Genomic DNA, 17,134 nt, shown 5'->3' on the forward strand with positions numbered 1-17,134 from the left:
TCCGCCAATCGGAGAAAAGCCGCCGTGCGACTGCTCGTCGTCGAGGACGACAAGGACCTCAACCGCCAGATCGTCAATGCGCTGGAGAACGCCGGCTATGCCGTCGACAAGGCCTTCGACGGCGAGGAAGGCCTCTATCTCGGCGAGACCGAGCCTTATGACGCGGTGATCCTCGATCTCGGCTTGCCCAAGGTCGACGGCGTCGCCGTGCTGCAGGGCTGGCGCCGGGCCGGCAAGACCATGCCTGTACTGATCCTGACGGCGCGCGACCGCTGGAGCGACAAGGTCTCGGGCTTCGACGCCGGCGCCGACGACTATGTCGTCAAGCCTTTCCATGTCGAGGAACTGCTCGCCCGCGTCCGGGCGCTGCTGCGGCGTGCCGCTGGCCACGCGACCGCCGAGCTGATCTGCGGCCCGGTCCGCCTCGACACCCGCGCCAGCCGCGTCGTCGTCGACGGCAACCCGGTGAAGCTGACCTCGCACGAGTACCGGCTGCTTGCCTATCTGATGCATCATCAGGGCCGCGTGGTCTCGCGCACCGAGCTGGTCGAGCATCTCTACGATCAGGATTTCGATCGCGATTCCAACACGATCGAGGTCTTCGTCGGCCGCCTGCGCAAGAAGCTCGGGGTCGACGTCATCGAGACCGTGCGCGGCCTCGGCTACATCGCTGCCGCGAAACCCTGAGGCCGTCATGCCGGTCACGCGGCAGCGCTTCTCGCTCGGCGCCCGGCTTTTCATCTCGGCGGCGATCTGCTGCGCGCTGGTCCTGATCCTCGCGGGCTTCGGCCTCACCACCTTCTACCGCCGCTCTGCCGAGCGCGGCTTCGACGAGCGCCTCAGCGTCTACATCAAGGAACTCGTCGCCGACCTCGCGGCCCCGCCCGAGGCCGAGCGCCAGGCGATCGGCGACCTGGGCGAGCCGCGCTTCGACCTGCCGCTCTCGGGCTGGTACTGGCAGATCATCCGGCTCGACGGCGAGCGCCCGAGCGTGCGCACCTCGCGCTCCCTCGTCGGCGGGCAATTGCCGAAGCTGCTCGACCAGAACCTGCAGCCCAATGCGCGAGGCCTGCGCGAGAGCTATGTCTCCGGGCCGGACGAGCGGCGCCTGCGCGTGCTTGAGCGCGAGATCGATGTCGGCGAGGATGGCCGCTTCACCGTCGGCGTCGCTGCGCCCGCCGATGAGATCGAAGGCGATATCCGCGATTTCCGCTTCGCTCTGACGCTGACCTTCCTCTTCCTCGGCCTTGCCCTGGTTGCCTCGACCATTGCGCAAGTGCGCTTCGGCCTGCGCCCGCTGGCACGGCTGCGCGCCGCGGTCGGCACGGTGCGCACCGGCGAAAGCCACCGCATCGCGGGCCGCTATCCGCCTGATCTTGCTCCGCTCGCGGGTGAGCTCAACCAGCTCATCGACGCCAATCGCGAGATCCTGGAGCGCGCCCGCACCCAGGTCGGCAATCTCGCCCATGCTCTCAAGACGCCGCTCAGCGTGATGCAGAACGAGGCCGAGGCGAGCCAGGGCGTCCTCTCCCAGACGGTCCGCCACCAGACGGCGATCATGCGCGACCAGGTGCAATACTATCTCGACCGGGCCCGGGCCGCCGCGTTGTCCGGCGCGCTCGGCGGCATCTGCGAGCTCTCGCCGTCGCTCGACGCGCTGATCCGCACCTTCGAGAAGATCGCCCAGGGCAGGGCGATCGAGGGCAGCCATGGCGTTCCTGCCGGTATCCGCTTTCGCGGCGAGAAGCAGGATTTCGAGGAAATGCTCGGCAACCTGCTCGACAACGCCTTCAAATGGGCGCGCACCGAGGTGCAGGTCAGCCTGGCGCCGGCAGCGCAGACGCCGGAAGGGCGCCTCGTCCTGCTGATCGACGATGACGGGCCGGGCCTTCCGGATGACGCTATGGTCGAAGTCCTCAAGCGCGGCCGCAGGCTCGACGAGACCACGCCGGGCTCGGGGCTCGGTCTCTCGATCGTCGTCGATCTCGCCAAGCTCTATGGCGGCGGCCTCTCGCTGGAGCGTTCGCCGCTCGGCGGCCTGAGGGCGCGCCTGGTCTTGCCGGCGGTCTGACGCCGCATTGCCCGCGTGACCCTTTGTCGCCATCTTCGGACATGAACCGGCACCTTCGAACGGCTATGAACGGCGAATGCTGATCTGGATCATCTTCGCGGCCATGACGGGCGCAGCGGTCATGGCGGTGCTCTGGCCGCTCGGCCGTCGCGCGCCGGCGCTCTCCGCCGACACGGCCGGGGCGACCGCGCTCTACCGCGCCCAGCTCGCCGAGATCGACCGCGATCTCGGTCGAAAGCTGATCGGCGCCGCGGAAGCGGATGCGGCCAAGGCCGAAGCGGCCCGCAGGCTGCTGCGCGAAACCGCCTCGGAGACCGCTCCTGCCGGCGAGAGCGAGCCGGCCTTGCGTCGGCGCCGCGCCGCCTCTGCTATCGCGCTCTCCTGCGTGCCCCTGCTCGCGCTCCTGATTTATGGCGCCTATGGCTCGCCATCGGTTCCCGACCAACCGCTCGCCGCGCGAATGAAGGGCAATCCGGCACAGGATTTCGAACTGGCGATGGCGCGGATCGAGGCGCATCTCGCCGCGAATCCGACCGACGGCAAGGGCTGGCACGTGCTCGCACCCGTCTATCTGCGCCAGGGCCGCTTCGAAGATGCTGCGAAGGCCTTCGCCAACGCGGTGCGGTACGATGGTGCGACGACCGAGCGGCTTGGCGGCCAGGCCGAGGCGCAAATCCTCGCTGCCGGCGGCGTCGTCACGGCGGCGGCCCGCGAAAGCCTCGCCGAGGCGCTGAAGCTCGACGCGGCCAATCCGCGCGCCCGCTTCTTCGTGGCGATCGCGCAGGAGCAGGATGGGCAAGTGCCGGCGGCGATCGCTTCACTCAAGGCTCTGCTCGCCGATGCGCCGGCCAATGCGCCCTGGACGGCGACAGTCCGGGCGCGCCTCGAAGGGCTGGAACGCCCAGCAGCTCCGGCCGATGCGATCGCCAGCCTGCCCGAGGCCGAGCGCATGGGCGCGATCCGCGGCATGGTCGAGGGCCTCGCCGCGCGGCTTGCCGAAGGCGGGGGCAGCCTCGCCGACTGGTCGCGCCTGATCCGCTCGCAAGCTGTCCTCGGCGATCGCGACGCGGCGCAGAAGTCGCTCTCCACGGCCCGCCAGCGCCTGGCCTCCGAGCAGGCGGCCGCGTCCGCCCTCGACGGCCTGCGCAGCGAACTCGGCCTACAGGAGGCCGCTCCATGACCATCCAGGCCGGTATTCCCGCCACCCCGCCGCGCAAGCGCCTGACTCGCAAGCAGCGTCGCCTCGTCGTGATCGCCTCGGCCGGCGTCGTCCTCGGCCTCGCGGCCGGGCTGGTCGCCTATGCGCTGCGGGATTCGATCGTCTTCTTCTACGGCCCGACCGAGATCGTCGAGAAGGGCCTCGCGCCCGGCACGCGCCTGCGCCTCGGCGGCCTGGTCGAGACCGGCTCGGTCGAGCGCGGCGCCAACCAGCGCGTCAGCTTCGCCGTCACCGACGGCAAGACCCGGACCCTTGTCAGCTACACCGGCCTGCTGCCCGATCTTTTCCGTGAGGGGCAGGGCGTGGTCACCGAGGGCGTGCTCGAGGGACCAGGGCGGTTCCGCGCCGATTCCGTGCTTGCCAAGCATGACGAGACCTATATGCCGCGCGAGGTCGCCGACGCGCTGAAGAAGCAGGGCCATTGGCAGCCCGGCGAAACCAAGCCCGGCGCCCCCTCAGCGCCGGCCACGAAATAAGGCCGCGCCTGTGTTCGTCGAGATCGGTCATTTCGCTTTGGCGCTGGCTCTTGGGGTCGCGGTCGTGCAGACGATCGTGCCGCTCTGGGGCGTGGCCCGGAACGATCCGGCCCTGGCCTCGGTCGGCCCGGCGGCGGCGGTCGCCAATTTCCTGCTGGTCGCGGTCTCCTTCGGCTGCCTGATGGCGTCCTATGTGACGTCCGATTTCTCAGTCGAGAACGTCGCGGCCAACTCTCATTCGACGCAGCCGCTGATCTACAGGCTGACTTCGGTCTGGGGGAACCATGAGGGCTCGATGCTGCTCTGGGTCCTCATCCTCGTGCTGTTCGGCGCGCTGGTCGCGCTGTCGCGCCGCTCGCTGCCGGCGAAGCTGCGAGCCGGAGCGCTCGCTGCGCAAGGGAGCATCAGCGTCGCCTTCCTCGCCTTCACGCTGCTGACCTCCAACCCGTTCCGCCGGCTCGTCCCGGCGCCGGGCGAGGGGCAGGACCTCAACCCGATCCTGCAGGACCTCGGCCTCGCGATCCATCCGCCTCTGCTCTATGTCGGCTATGTCGGCTTCTCGATCACCTACGCCTTCGCCGTCGCGGCCTTGATCGAAGGCAAGATCGACGCCGTCTGGGCCCGCGCCGTCCGGCCCTGGACCCTGCTGGCCTGGACCTTCCTGACGCTGGGCATCGCCATGGGCTCCTACTGGGCCTATTACGAACTCGGCTGGGGCGGCTGGTGGTTCTGGGACCCGGTCGAGAACGCCTCGCTGATGCCCTGGCTCGCCGGCACGGCGCTGATCCACTCGACGGTGGTGATGGAGAAGCGCGACGCGCTCAAGGTCTGGACGATCCTGCTCGCGATCCTGACCTTCTCGCTTTCGCTCCTCGGCACCTTCATCGTCCGCTCGGGCGTGCTGACCTCGGTGCACTCCTTCGCCAGCGACCCGCAGCGCGGCCTCTTCATCCTCGGCATCCTGATCGCCTTCATCGGCGGCTCGCTGGCTCTGTTCGCCTGGCGCGCACCCCTCCTGAAGCAGGGCGGCCTGTTCGCGCCGATCTCGCGGGAGAGCGCGCTCGTCGTCAACAACCTCTTCCTGGCGACCGCCTGCGCCACGGTCTTCATCGGCACGCTCTATCCGCTCGTGCTGGAGATGGTCACCGGCGACAAGATCTCGGTCGGCCCGCCTTTCTTCAACGCCACCTTCGTGCCGCTGCTGGTGCCGCTGTTGCTGCTGCTGCCGATCGGCCAGACACTGGCCTGGAAGCGCGGCGACCTGCTGGGCGCCGCCCAGCGCTGCCAGGTCGCCTTCGGTCTCGGCGTCGTCACCACGCTGGTGATCTTCGCCTTCGTGCGCGGCGGCCCGGTGCTGGCGCCGCTCGGCATCGGTCTCGGCGTCTTCCTCGTCGTCGGGGCGTTCTGGGAGGTCGGCGAGCGCATCGTCGGCCGCGCCAGCGGGGCGTCGGCCATGCTGTCGCGGGCGAAGGGCCTGCCGCGCTCGGCCTGGGGCACGGCACTCGGCCATGCGGGCGTCGGCATCAGCGTCATCGGCATCGCCGCTGTCGCCTGGGGCACCGAGTCGATAGGCATGCTCAAGGTCGGCGAGAGCCTGAGCAGCGGCCGCTACACTGCGACGCTGGAGGCGGTTACGCCGCGCACCGGCCCGAATTATCGCGAGGACGCCGCCCGCTTCCGCATCGTAGCCGACGGCCGCGAGCTTAAGCCGGTCGAGGCAATGAAGCGCGTCTATACCGCCCGCAATATGCCGACGACCGAGGCCGGTATCCGCACGGTGGGGCTCGGGCAGGCCTATATCAGCCTGGGCGAGCCCGACGACAGCGGTGCGATCGCGGTCAAGCTGCACGACAAGCCGTTGATCCTGCTGATCTGGATCGGCGCGCTGGTGATGGCGGCGGGTGGCGCGCTCTCGCTGACCGATCGGCGCTTCCGATTGGCCGCGCCGCGGCGCACGGCTGTTCCGGCTGCACTCCCGCAGGCGGCCGAGTGAGCCTGATGCGTGTCTTTCCGTTTCTTCTCGCCGCGCTGCTGGCCTTCTCGGCGCCGGCCATGGCCGTGCAGCCGAACGAGGTGCTGAAGGACCAGGCCCTGGAGCAGCGCGCGCGGCAGATTTCCTCCGGCCTGCGCTGCCTGGTCTGCCAGAATCAGTCGATCGACGATTCCGATGCGCCACTCGCCAAGGATTTGCGCATCCTGGTGCGCGAACGGCTCACCGCAGGCGACAGCGACGGCGCGGTGATCGACTTCGTCGTGGCGCGCTATGGCGACTTCGTCCTGCTGCGCCCGCCGATGAATGCCCGCACGATCACGCTCTGGGCCGCGCCGTTCCTGATCGTGCTGTTCGGCGCCGTCTTCCTCTGGCGTCGGCGCAATCGCGCTGCGGCACCAGCCGGCGTCACGCTGACGGCCGAGGAGCAGCGCCGACTCGACGATCTCCTGCGCGATGAGCGCGGCTGACGGCGCGCCAACCTTACGAAACTGTCATCGTCGGGCGAAATCCGGGTAAGGCGTCGCCCGCCATGGTGCTCCTCACGAAGCAGGGAAGGCCCTGCCTCCCGCATCGAGGTGAGACCCATGACCACCCAAGACAATAATACTCCCGACACCACCACCCGCACGCCGGCCACCGCCCGCTCGATCCTGAAGCGCGGTGCGATCGTCGCCGGCGCGGCAACGCTGAGCATTGGCCTGATGGCCGGCCTTGCCGACAACTTCCTCAACACCCACGGCGCCGCCAACGCGCAGCCGGTCCAGCTCTCCGGCGTCCAGCAGACGCAGCTGCCGGCCTTCGCCGACGTCGTCGACCGGGTCAAGCCCGCCGTCGTCTCCGTCCGCGTCAAGGCCAAGGTCGTCGCCAGCGCCGATGAGGAGAGCGGTCCGGCCGGTATCGAGGGCCTGCCTCCCGGCCATCCGCTGGAGCGTTTCCTGCGCCGCTTCGGCGAGGAGGGCATGGGCCAGCGCGGCCAGCAGCAGCAGCCGAAGATCCAGCTCGCCCAGGGCTCGGGCTTCTTCATCAGCCAGGACGGCTATGTCGTCACCAACAACCACGTCGTCGCCAACGCGACCGAGGTCCAGCTCGTCACCGATAGCGGCAAGACGCTGTCGGCCAAGGTGATCGGCACCGATCCGCGCACCGATCTCGCTTTGCTCAAGGTGAATGAGTCCGGCAACTATCCGTTCGTGCAGCTCGCCTCGGGCAAGCCGCGCATCGGCGACTGGGTGCTGGCGGTCGGCAACCCGTTCGGCCTCGGCGGCACCGTGACCGCGGGCATCGTCTCGGCCCAGGGCCGCGATATCGGCTCCGGTCCCTATGACGACTTCCTGCAGATCGATGCGGCGGTGAACCGCGGCAATTCCGGCGGTCCGACCTTCAACCAGAAGGGCGAGGTCGTCGGCGTAAACACCGCGATCTACTCGCCCTCCGGCGGCAATGTCGGCATCGCCTTCGCGATCCCGGCTGCCACGGTCCAGAGCGTCGTCGAGCAGCTCAAGGAGCATGGCTCGGTCGCCCGCGGCTTCATCGGCGTGCAGATCCAGCCGGTCACCGCCGAGGTCGCCGACGCGATCGGCTTGAAGGATGCCAAGGGCGCCCTGATCGCCGAGGCGCAGGCCAACGGTCCCGCCGCCAAGGCCGGGCTGAAGCGCGGCGACACCATCATCGCGGTCAATGGCGAGAAGGTCGCCGATGCCCGTGACCTGTCGAAGAAGATCGCGACCTTCGCGCCCGGCGCCAAGACCAGCCTGACGATCTGGCGCGACGGCAAGGAGCGTGAGGTCACCTTCGAGGTCGGTCGCCAGCCGGCGGCCTGACCTGGGGCTTATCGAAGTCGGGGCATGCTCGGGCGCGTAGCGTCAGTCCACCTTGCAAGGGCATGTTCCGGGCGGATGGTTTCTCCCGGTTGTCACGTCGCCCCCTACCGGGAATACCAGCCGTCATGGCGGCAGGTCGGATCGTCACCTCCGGCCTGCCGCTTTCCGTTTGCTTGAGCTAGGTTGCAGCCATGCGACTCCTGATCGTTGAAGACGACGCCGAAGCGGCAGCCTATCTGGTCAAGGCCTTTCGCGAGGCCGGCCATGTCGCCGACCATGCCCCCGATGGGCTCGAGGGCTACGCCATGGCCCAGGGCGGCGGCTACGATGTGCTCGTCGTCGATCGCATGCTGCCGCGCATGGACGGGCTCTCGGTGATCCGCTCCCTGCGCGAGCAGGGCGAGACTACCCCAGCGCTGATCCTCTCGGCGCTCGCCCAGGTCGACGACCGGGTGAAGGGTCTGCGCGCCGGCGGCGACGACTATCTGCCCAAGCCCTATGCCTTCTCCGAATTGCTCGCCCGCGTCGAGGTGCTCTCGCGCCGCCGCGGCGCGCCGGCGTCCGAGCCGACCACCTATCGCGTCGGCGACCTCCTGCTCGACCGGCTGGCGCACCGCGTCACCCGCGCCGGCGAGGAGATCGTGCTGCAACCGCGCGAGTTCCGCCTGCTCGAGTATTTGATGAAGCATGCCGGGCAGGTGGTGACCCGCACCATGCTGCTCGAAAACGTCTGGGATTATCATTTCGACCCGCAGACCAACGTCATCGACGTCCACGTCTCCCGCCTGCGCGCCAAGGTCGACAAGGGCTTCGAGCACCCGATGATCCACACCATCCGCGGCGCGGGATACATGGTCCGTGACACAGCTCGCTGAGGGCCGAGCGGTGGAGGCGCAGCAGCCTTCCGGCCGCCTGCGCTTCCTGCCGCATCTCGTCCGCACCACCGCCTTCAAGCTGACGGCGATCTATCTCGTCGTCTTCGCGATCTTCGCCATCTTCGTGCTGGGCTATGTCGCCTGGAACGCCAAGAACCTGCTCGACGACCAGATCCGCTCGACCATCGACGCCGAGATCCAGGGGCTGGCCGAGCAGCAGCGCCTCGGCGGCATCAGGCGCCTCGTCCAGGTCATCGAGCGGCGCTCGCGCGGGCCGGGCGCCTCGCTCTATCTCGTCACCACGCCGCTGGGCGAGCGCATCGCCGGCAATATCGAGGCGCTGCCACCGGGCACGCTCGACCGTCAGGGCGAAAGCGAGATCGAATACGCCCGCTCCTCCGAGACGCTGGACCAGACCAACCACGCCATCGTCCGCGTCTTCATGCTGCCGGCGGGCTTTCGCCTGCTGGTCGGTCGCGATGTCGAGGAGCGCGAGCGCCTGCGCGTCGTGATCAAGCGTGCGGCCGGCTGGTCGGTCCTGCTCGTCGTCGTGCTCGGCTGCTTCGCCGGCTGGTTCGTGGCGCGGCGCGTGCTGAAACGCATCGACGGCATGAACGACACCGCCCGCTCGATCATGGCCGGCGACCTCCAGGGCCGGCTCGCCATCGCCGGTACCGGCGATGAGCTCGACCGGCTGGCCGGGAATCTCAACGCCATGCTCGACCGCATCGGCGAGCTGATGAGCGGCATGCAGCAGGTCACGGACAATATCGCCCATGACCTCAAGACGCCGCTGACCCGCCTGCGCAATCGTGCCGAGGAGGCGCTGCGCACGGCACAGTCTCCCGAGCAGTTGCGCGCGGCTCTCGATGGCTCGATCGAGGAGGCGGACGGGCTGATCCGCGTCTTCAACGCGCTCTTGATGATCGCCCGGTTGGAGACCCGCCAGATCACCGACAGCATGGCGCCGCTCGATCTCGCCGAGATCGTCGACGGGCTCTCCGAGCTCTACGAGCCGCTGGCGGAGGAGGTGGGGCTGACTTTGTCGGCTTCCGTCGAGCCCGGCCTGTCGCTTACCGGCAATCGCGAGCTGATCGGCCAGGCGCTGGCCAATCTGATCGACAACGCGCTGAAATACGGCAAGCCGGAAGGCGACGCGCCGGCGACCGTCGTGGTGACCGCCAGCCGCGTCGGCGACATGGTCGAGCTTGGCGTCGCCGATCACGGGGCGGGCATTCCCGAGGCGGATCGTGGCCGTGCGCTGGAGCGTTTCGTCCGGCTCGACCAGAGCAGGAGCAAGCCGGGCTTCGGGCTCGGCCTCGCCCTGGCTTCCGCCGTGGCGCATCTGCATGGCGGTTCGATCCGTCTGTCGGACAATGCACCGGGCCTCGCCATCGTGATGTCGCTGCCGATCGTGCCACCTCCTGTGGACAGGCCCGCTGCGGAGGCGCCTCAAGGCTCGACATCGCAGCCGGACGCGGCAGGGTTCCAGTCGGCTTGATGAAGGGCTAAGGCTCGCTCAGCCGATCGTCGCGGAGGTCAGTGTGGGCGAGCCCTTATGCGAATGCCTGAAGGCGGCGCCTGTCCTGCCGGCGCGCGGCAAGGTCGAGACGCTCTGGCGCGAGGAGCTGATCGAGCGCCTGTTCGATACCGAGGCCGGCGAGCGGCTCGTCTCCCACCTGAAAGGCCATGAGGCTTCGGCTGGGCTGGTCGCCGGCATCCTGGCGCACTCGCCCTTCCTCACACAGATCATGCGGCGCGATCCGGAGGGGCTGCTCGCCTCGCTGAGCACAGATCCGGGCGAGCGCCGCGACGCGCTGCTGGCCGGGATCGCCGCCTTCGCTACGCCGGAAACGGCGACCGCCGACCTGATGCGCGAGCTGCGCCGCTTCCGCCAGGCGATGGCGCTCTTGATTGCGCTCGCCGATATCGGCGGCGTCTGGCCGGTCGAGACGGTCACTGCCGCGCTCAGCGCGACCGCCGACATGGCGGTGAAGCTGGCGAGCGAGCACGCGCTGCACCAGGCTGCCGGCCTCGGCCGGATCGAGCTGCCCGACGCCGATGAACCCGGCAAAGGCTCCGGCCTCGTCGTGCTGGCGCTCGGCAAGCATGGTGCGGGCGAGCTGAACTACTCCTCCGACATCGACATCGTCGTCTTCTTCGATCCGGAGATGGCCGAGGCCGCCGGCGTCGGCGAGCCCACCAGCTTCTTCGTCAAGCTCACCCAGCAGATCGCCCGCATCATCCAGGAGCGGACGCCCGACGGCTATGTCTTCCGCGTCGACCTGCGCCTGCGGCCCGATCCCGGCTCGACCCATGTCGCCGTCGCCCTGCCGACGGCCTATGCCTATTACGAGACCGTCGGCCAGAACTGGGAACGCGCTGCGATGATCAAGGCGCGCCCGGTCGCCGGCGATATCGAGCTCGGCCGCCGCTTCATCGCCGATCTCGCCCCCTTCATCTGGCGCAAATATTTCGACTTCGCCGCCATCGCCGACATCCATGCGATGAAGCGCCAGATCCAGTCGGTGAAGGGCTTCGAGACGCTCAGCCTGCCCGGCCACAACGTCAAGCTCGGCCGCGGCGGCATCCGCGAGATCGAGTTCTTCGTCCAGACCCAGCAACTCGTCTTCGGCGGCCGGCGCCCGGCGCTGCGCGGGCCGCGCACGCTCGAGATGCTCGGTGAGCTGACGAAGGAAAACTGGATCAGTCCGCAGGCCCGCGACGAGCTGACGGAATCCTATTGCTGGCTGCGCACCATCGAGCACCGGCTGCAGATGCGCCATGACGAGCAGACGCAGACCCTGCCGACCGACGCCGCCGATCTCGACGCCTTCGCCCGCTTCTGCGGCTACCCCTCGGCCAAGGCCTTCGGCAAGGATCTGGAAGCGCATGCCAGATGCGTCGAAGGCCATTACGCCCTGCTGTTCGAGGATGCGCCCAGCCTCGCCAGCGAGGCCGGCTCGCTCTCCTTCACCGGCACCGAGAACGACCCTGAGACGCTGGCGACACTGGGCAAGCTCGGCTTCCGCCAGCCCGCGACCGCCGCGGAGACAGTACGCGGCTGGCATTTCGGCCGCCGCGCCGCCGTGACCAGCGCTCGCGCCCGCGAGGTGCTGACCGAGCTGACGCCGGCTCTGCTGGTCGCGCTTGGCCGCACCACCGATCCCGACGGCGCGCTCGCCCATCTCGACAACGCCTTCGTGCGCATGCCGGCGGCGGTCGAGCTTTTGACCCTGCTGCGCTCGCACGACGCCCTGCTGCAGCTCTTTGCCGAGATACTCGGCAGCGCGCCGCGCCTTGCCAAGGTGGCGGCGCTCTATCCGCATGTGCTCGACGCGGTGATCGATCCCGCTTTCAGCGCCCCGCGCCATGACGCCGAGCGGGTGGCGCAACGCGTGCGCGCCGTGGTCGGCACGCCGCCGCCCAGCGTCGAGGACGGGCTCGACCGCTTGCGCGACGCCACCCGGCAGGAGAACTTCCTGGTCGGCGCCCGGCTGCTCTCCGGCGTGATCAATGCCGAGCAGGCGGCACAGGGCTATGCCGCTGCGGCGGCTGCCAGCATCCGCGTCGCCTTCGAGGATACGCGCGCCGCCTTCGCCGCCGACCATGGCTTCGTAGAGGGTGCTGAAGCGGTCGTGCTCGGTATGGGCCGGCTAGGGGCAGGCGAGCTCACGCCATCGTCCGATCTCGATTTGATGCTGCTCTACGAGCGGCCGGAGGAGGCCGAAGCCAGCGATGGCGGGCGCCCGCTCGATCCGGTGACCTGGCATGTCCGCTTCACCCAGCGCCTCGTCGCGGCCCTGACCGTGCCGACGCGGCGCGGCACGCTCTACCAGGTCGACATGCGCCTGCGGCCGGCCGGCAACAAGAGCCCGGTGGCGACCCAGTTCGGCGGCTTCACCGCCTATCACCAGGGCGAGGCCGAGATCTGGGAGGAGATGGCGCTGACCCGCGCCCGCGTCGTCGCCGGCGATGCGACCTTGAGGGAGAAGGTCGAGACGGCGATCCGCGAGATCCTGCTGCGCAAGCGCGAGCCGGCCAAGGTCGCCGCCGCCGTCGCCGAGATGCGGGCGCTGATCGCCAAGGAGAAAGGCGAGGGCAATGCCTGGGATCTGAAGCTCGCCGCCGGCGGCCTGACCGATCTCGACTTCCTGGCGCAGTTCCTGGTGCTCGCCTATGGCCACGACCATCCGCAGCTGCTTGCCCGCACCACCTCCGGCGTCTTTGCCGCGGCGCGCGACACCGGCGTCATCGCGGTAGCGGACGCCGAGCGCCTTGCGAACGCTGCCCGCTTCATCGGCGACGTTCAGCTCTGGCAACGTTTTGCGGTGGAAGAGGATTTCGATGCCAAGGCGGTGCCGGAGCGCGTGCTGCGCCGGATCGCGACGGCGGTCGGCCTGCCGGATGCCAAGGTGCTGAAGGCTGAGCTCGACGAGACACGCAGCGCCGTGCGGGCGATCTTCCGGCGCATTCTGGGAACGGGGCGGGCGCCGTCCTAACCGGCGCTGCGCTCTATTCCGCCGCCAGGGAGCTGGCTGCGCCGCTTTGTTCCGTTCGCGCGCCCTTCTTTTGCGACGGCGCGCGCACGACCCGGTTCCTGCCCTCCTGCTTGGCGCGGTAGAGGGCCGCATCGGAGTTGGCCAGCAGGTCGCGGCTGGAACTCGAGGTCGCCGGGACGCAGGCCACGCCAAGAGAGGCCGAGACCTGGGCTCCGTTCGGTTCCGACAGCACTTCGATGCTGGCTCTGATCCGCTCGGCCTTTGCCGCCGCCATGTCGAGCCCGCAATTGGGCAGCACGACGATCAGCTCCTCGCCGCCATAGCGGCAGGCGATATCGGTCTCGCGCAGCTGGTTGATGATCGCCGCCGCGGAATCGCGCAGCACGGCGTCGCCCTTGGCATGGCCATATTGGTCGTTCAGGCGCTTGAAATGGTCGAGGTCGATCATGATCACCGAGACCTCGGTCCGCTCGCGCTCGGCCAGGCGCACCACCCGTTCCAGCGCGTCTTCCATGTAGCGGCGATTGTAGAGGCCGGTCAGCGGATCGCGCAGGGCCTGGCTGCGCAGCTTGTCGCGCAGGGCGATGTTCGAGAGCGCAAGCGACATCGCATCGGCGAGTGCGGCGCCGACGCTGGCTGCGGCCTCGAGCCTCGGGCCTGCCGCGGCGCCGCTGCAATAGAGCTGCAGCAGGCCGAGGATTTCGCCGCGGGCGATCATCGGGATTTCGAGGACGTGGTCGCCGACGGTGTGATGCTCGCAGCAGAGATTGTGCGAGCCGGGACGGTTCGTGTGCGGCTTGCCGCGTTTCAACGCCCAGCATTGCTGGAGCCCGATCGCGTCGGGCAGCGCCTCGAGATCCTCCCGTCCCCATGTCGTCGAAAGGGCCAGCCGGTCGCGGGAATTGTTGAAGACGTAGAGCGCGCCGCCGAGATCGGGGATGAGCTCGGCAGCGGTCGCGCGCAGGACGGCGTTGGCATCGCTGTGATCGAGCGCGCTCTGCAGCATCTCGGTCATGCCGAACAGGCGTGAAACCTGCTCGCGTGACGCGTTGGCATTGGCGACGGCGAGATCGCGCGCCCTGGCATCGCGCGCGCTGCTGCGCGAGGCGCCGACAAAGGCCAGGATGCAGAATGCGCCGGTCAGGATCTGAAGCCCGAGCACGACGCTCGTCGCACGCTCGATGTTGCGGTTGAAGGAGGCTTCGAGGGCTTCTCTCCGGGTCAGGTCCGCGAGGATTGCCCGCGTCAGGATAGTAAGGTTGCGCTCGATCCCGCGAGCGCCATAGAGCGACTGCGCGATCTCGGGTTGCTTCGCAGCGATGGCGGAGACGACATCGGCCCAGCCTGCCTTGAGCGCGGTGAGGATCGTGGGGGTCGGTACTTCATCGCTGCCGCGCAAGGCGGTCTCCGGGAAGCTGTCATCGGCGAAGGTGTTCAACCGGCTGAGTGTTTGCGCATATTTCAGCAGGTTGGGTTCGCTGTCGTGCCGGATCATCAGATCGGCGACTGCCGCACCGGCTTCCATCACGGCCTGGCGCGCCACGCGCAAGGTTCGGGTGGTCTGGCGCACCTCCTGCACCTTCGCTTCCTGGTGGCTGATGTAGACGAATCCCGAGATGACGAGTGCGATCATCGCGGACAGGAAGGCGATCGTGACGAGCGCCGAGCGTCCGAGCACCTTGCCGGCGTTTCGATAGGTGTGCGATCGGTCGCTGTCGAACTGGGCCTGCATCAATCCAAAACTCGAGGGAACGCTCCGGTTGGCCACCGATATGAACGTCGCAGATCGAGGCTTGCCGCAGGGCGGTTTAGGCTTCGTCAAGGGGCGCGGTTAAGCGGCGCCTAAGAAGGTCACGACGTTTTGTGCCTTCCTGATGGCGGCTGCAGCGCCGGGTGCCGGGTTCAGGCCGCCTGCTCCAGCTCCGCCCCTGCCGGGCTCTTCAGCGGCAGGTGGACCATCACGATCGTGCCCGAGCCCATGATCGAGCGGACCCGCAGCGAGCCGCCATGCAGCTCTGCCAGCGAGCGGGCGATGGCGAGACCGAGGCCCGAGCCGCCATGGCTGCGGGTGAGGTCGCCCTCGACCTGCTCGAACGGGCGCCCGATGCGGCCGAGCTTCTCGCGCGGGATGCCGATGCCGCTATCCTCGACATAGAGGTTGAGGGCGCCCGGCGCCGGCTTGACCCGGACTGCGATCCTGCCACCCTCGGGGGTGAACTTGACGGCGTTGTCGACGAGGTTGCCGACGATCTGGAAGAGGGCGTGCGCGTCGGCCTCGAGGCGCATGTCGCTGCCGAGCTCGCTGGTGAGGGAGAGCCGCTTGCCCGCGATCGCCTCGCGATGGCAGCTGATCGCCTCGCCGACCACGAGGTCGAGCGCGACATCGGCCTTTTCGAGCTCGATCCTGCCGGCCTCGATCCGGGCCATGTTCAGGATGTCGTTGATCACGGCGAGCAGGTAGCCGCCGCTGGAGCGGATGTCGCGGACGTACTCGACATAGCGCTCGGAGCCGAGTGGGCCGAACAGGCCATCATCCATGATCTCGGAGAAGCCGAGGATGGCGTTGAGCGGCGTGCGCAGCTCATGGCTCATATTGGCGAGGAACTCCGACTTAGCGCGGTTGGCGCTTTCGGCGGCGGCCTTCTGCTCCAGATAGAGCTCGGCGAGCTCGGCAAGCTGCTGCGCCTGCGCTTCGAGCTTCTGCCGCGAGGCCTTGAGGTCGGTGACGGTCTTGAGCAGCTCGTGTTCGGAGCGGGTCAGGCGCTCCTCCTGCTGCTTCAGCAGGGTGATGTCGGTGCCGACCGAGACCGAGCCGCCATCCTTGGTGCGGCGGCCGTTGATCTGCAGCCAGCGCCCGTCAGAGAGCTTCGCCTCATAGGAATGGCTGCCGGAGCCGGCGCGCACGCTGCGGACCGGCTCGCGGTCGATGCTCGGCTGGGCGCTGTGGCTCATGATCTGCTCGTAAGCCGTGCCTGTGCGGACCAGCTCGGGCGAGAGCATGTGCAGCTGCTGGTACTTGGCGTTGCAGAGCACGAGTTTCTGCTCGGCATCCCAGAGCACGAAGGCTTCCGAGATCGCCTCGACCGCGTCGCGCAGGCGGGCATCGGCGGTGGCGGTGCGGGCGGCCATGCGGCGCTGCTCGGAGATGTCGACGACGATGCCGACGAGGTGCTGGGCATGGGTCCGGCGATCAGTGACGAGCTCGGCCCGGGCCTTGAGCCAGACCCATTCGCCGGAGGCGTTGCGGACGCGGAATTCCTGGTCGAGATGGTCGGTCTCGCCGCGGCTGACCGCATCGGCCAGCGCGTAGAGATCGGCATCCTCGGGATGGATGAAGGCGTTGACCTCGCCGAAGGACATGAACTCGCCGGCGCGGTCGTAGCCGAGCATCGCGTACATCGAATCCGACCAGTACATCCGGCCCCGGGCCAGGTCCCAGTCCCACAGCCCGCAATGGCCGCGGCTCAGCGCCGTGTCGATGCGGTCGCGCACGCAGTCGCAATCCTCGTCGGCGGCGCGAGCCCGGCGCGATTGCAGCACGAAGGCGGCGGTAATGCCGGCGAGCACGATCGCCGCCGAGCCGAACAGGACGAGGATGGAGCGCCGGCGCTCGTCCCAGACCGAGAGCGCGCGCTTGACTGGATGCAGCACCGCGACCTGGCCGAGCGGAGCCGAGAGGTTGCGCACGGTGGCGAGCGCCTCGATCCCGCCCGGCAGCGTGATCGGCATCACGCCGGCGCGGTCGGCGAAGACGGTCAGCGCCTGGCCGGGGCCGAGCACGTCGACCAGGCTGCGCTCGCCCGAGCCGATAGCCGGTTCGCCTGCGACCACCCGGCCGCTGGCGTCGCTGACATAGGCGATGCGGCCGCGGCCGGCGATGTGCTTGGTCGACAGGGGGGTGAGGGCGCTGTCGGGGCGCTTGTCGTCCTTCGAGGCTAGATCGAGCTCGCGCACAAGCAACGCGGCGAGCGCTTCGAGGTCGATAGCGGCATCGTCGAGCGCATCGTCACGCAGTGCCGAGGTCTGGACGTAGGCGCCGAGGGCCAGGAGCAGGACGAAGCCCGCGACAAGCGCCGGAATGACTTTCCGGAAGGTCGGTTCCAGCTGCTCGAAGCGCTGATAGATCGGGTGCGTCAGGGATCGCGCTACGCCCAGAACTGAATTTGCGCGCACGTGTG

12 protein-coding genes are annotated in these 17,134 nt (G+C 68.8%); 10 read left to right on the forward strand and 2 right to left on the reverse strand.

The genetic code is table 11. The features are described 5' to 3' along the window. Positions 1-24 precede the first annotated feature (24 nt). The 10 genes from AC3WLC_RS19375 (at position 25) to AC3WLC_RS19420 (ending at position 12,956) form a co-directional block, all read left to right on the forward strand. On the forward strand, positions 25-687 hold the full coding sequence (locus AC3WLC_RS19375) for a response regulator transcription factor (RefSeq protein ID WP_291673549.1): 663 nt from the start codon (positions 25-27) through the stop codon (positions 685-687). Between the two features lie 7 nt (positions 688-694). Further along, positions 695-2,071 (forward strand): sensor histidine kinase, encoded by a 1,377-nt coding sequence (locus AC3WLC_RS19380; protein WP_493685547.1) that lies wholly within the window; start codon positions 695-697, stop codon positions 2,069-2,071. A 76-nt stretch (positions 2,072-2,147) separates the two neighbouring features. Then, on the forward strand, positions 2,148-3,251 hold the full coding sequence (gene ccmI / locus AC3WLC_RS19385; protein WP_493685548.1) for a c-type cytochrome biogenesis protein CcmI: 1,104 nt from the start codon (positions 2,148-2,150) through the stop codon (positions 3,249-3,251). A gap of 41 nt (positions 3,252-3,292) precedes the next feature. Further along, the gene (ccmE, locus tag AC3WLC_RS19390; RefSeq protein ID WP_493686088.1) at positions 3,293-3,766 is read left to right on the forward strand and encodes a cytochrome c maturation protein CcmE; all 474 of its coding nucleotides are present in this window, start codon (positions 3,293-3,295) and stop codon (positions 3,764-3,766) included. Between the two features lie 10 nt (positions 3,767-3,776). After that, the gene (locus AC3WLC_RS19395) at positions 3,777-5,759 is read left to right on the forward strand and encodes a heme lyase CcmF/NrfE family subunit (protein ID WP_493685549.1); all 1,983 of its coding nucleotides are present in this window, start codon (positions 3,777-3,779) and stop codon (positions 5,757-5,759) included. Between the two features lie 5 nt (positions 5,760-5,764). After that, positions 5,765-6,226 carry a cytochrome c-type biogenesis protein gene (locus AC3WLC_RS19400; RefSeq protein WP_493685550.1) on the forward strand — a complete coding sequence of 154 codons (462 nt, stop codon included), beginning with the start codon at positions 5,765-5,767 and terminating at the stop codon, positions 6,224-6,226. A gap of 117 nt (positions 6,227-6,343) precedes the next feature. Next, positions 6,344-7,579, forward strand: coding sequence for a S1C family serine protease (locus AC3WLC_RS19405; RefSeq protein ID WP_493685551.1), 1,236 nt, complete (start codon positions 6,344-6,346; stop codon positions 7,577-7,579). Positions 7,580-7,770: 191 nt separating this feature from the next. Further along, complete coding sequence (locus AC3WLC_RS19410; protein ID WP_346357969.1) at positions 7,771-8,454, forward strand: winged helix-turn-helix domain-containing protein; 684 nt, start codon at positions 7,771-7,773, stop codon at positions 8,452-8,454. Then, on the forward strand, positions 8,438-9,955 hold the full coding sequence (locus AC3WLC_RS19415; protein WP_493685552.1) for a HAMP domain-containing sensor histidine kinase: 1,518 nt from the start codon (positions 8,438-8,440) through the stop codon (positions 9,953-9,955). The genes AC3WLC_RS19410 and AC3WLC_RS19415 overlap by 17 nt, the downstream gene beginning before the upstream one ends. Positions 9,956-9,998: 43 nt before the next feature. Continuing rightward, positions 9,999-12,956, forward strand: a complete 2,958-nt coding sequence (locus AC3WLC_RS19420) for a bifunctional [glutamine synthetase] adenylyltransferase/[glutamine synthetase]-adenylyl-L-tyrosine phosphorylase (protein WP_493685553.1) — start codon at positions 9,999-10,001, stop codon at positions 12,954-12,956. Between the two features lie 13 nt (positions 12,957-12,969). On the opposite strand, the gene AC3WLC_RS19425 is transcribed toward AC3WLC_RS19420, so the two are convergent. Both AC3WLC_RS19425 and AC3WLC_RS19430 read right to left on the reverse strand, forming a co-directional pair. After that, the gene (locus AC3WLC_RS19425) at positions 12,970-14,688 is read right to left on the reverse strand and encodes a GGDEF domain-containing protein (protein WP_493685554.1); all 1,719 of its coding nucleotides are present in this window, start codon (positions 14,686-14,688) and stop codon (positions 12,970-12,972) included. A gap of 170 nt (positions 14,689-14,858) precedes the next feature. Further along, positions 14,859-17,129 (reverse strand): PAS domain-containing sensor histidine kinase, encoded by a 2,271-nt coding sequence (locus tag AC3WLC_RS19430; RefSeq protein ID WP_493685555.1) that lies wholly within the window; start codon positions 17,127-17,129, stop codon positions 14,859-14,861. Positions 17,130-17,134: the final 5 nt, after the last annotated feature.

It is taken from the genome of Allobosea sp. GW821-FHT03A12, assembly GCF_058986765.1.

What these genes read in the sequence shown, in the direction of transcription:
- AC3WLC_RS19380 (WP_493685547.1), top strand. Translation starts at nt 695, where the DNA reads ATGCCGGTCACGCGGCAGCGCTTCTCGCTCGGCGCCCGGCTTTTCATC.
- ccmI (WP_493685548.1), top strand. Translation starts at nt 2,148, where the DNA reads ATGCTGATCTGGATCATCTTCGCGGCCATGACGGGCGCAGCGGTCATG.
- AC3WLC_RS19400 (WP_493685550.1), top strand. Translation starts at nt 5,765, where the DNA reads ATGCGTGTCTTTCCGTTTCTTCTCGCCGCGCTGCTGGCCTTCTCGGCG.
- AC3WLC_RS19405 (WP_493685551.1), top strand. Translation starts at nt 6,344, where the DNA reads ATGACCACCCAAGACAATAATACTCCCGACACCACCACCCGCACGCCG.
- AC3WLC_RS19410 (WP_346357969.1), top strand. Translation starts at nt 7,771, where the DNA reads ATGCGACTCCTGATCGTTGAAGACGACGCCGAAGCGGCAGCCTATCTG.
- AC3WLC_RS19425 (WP_493685554.1), bottom strand. Translation starts at nt 14,688, where the DNA reads ATGCAGGCCCAGTTCGACAGCGACCGATCGCACACCTATCGAAACGCC.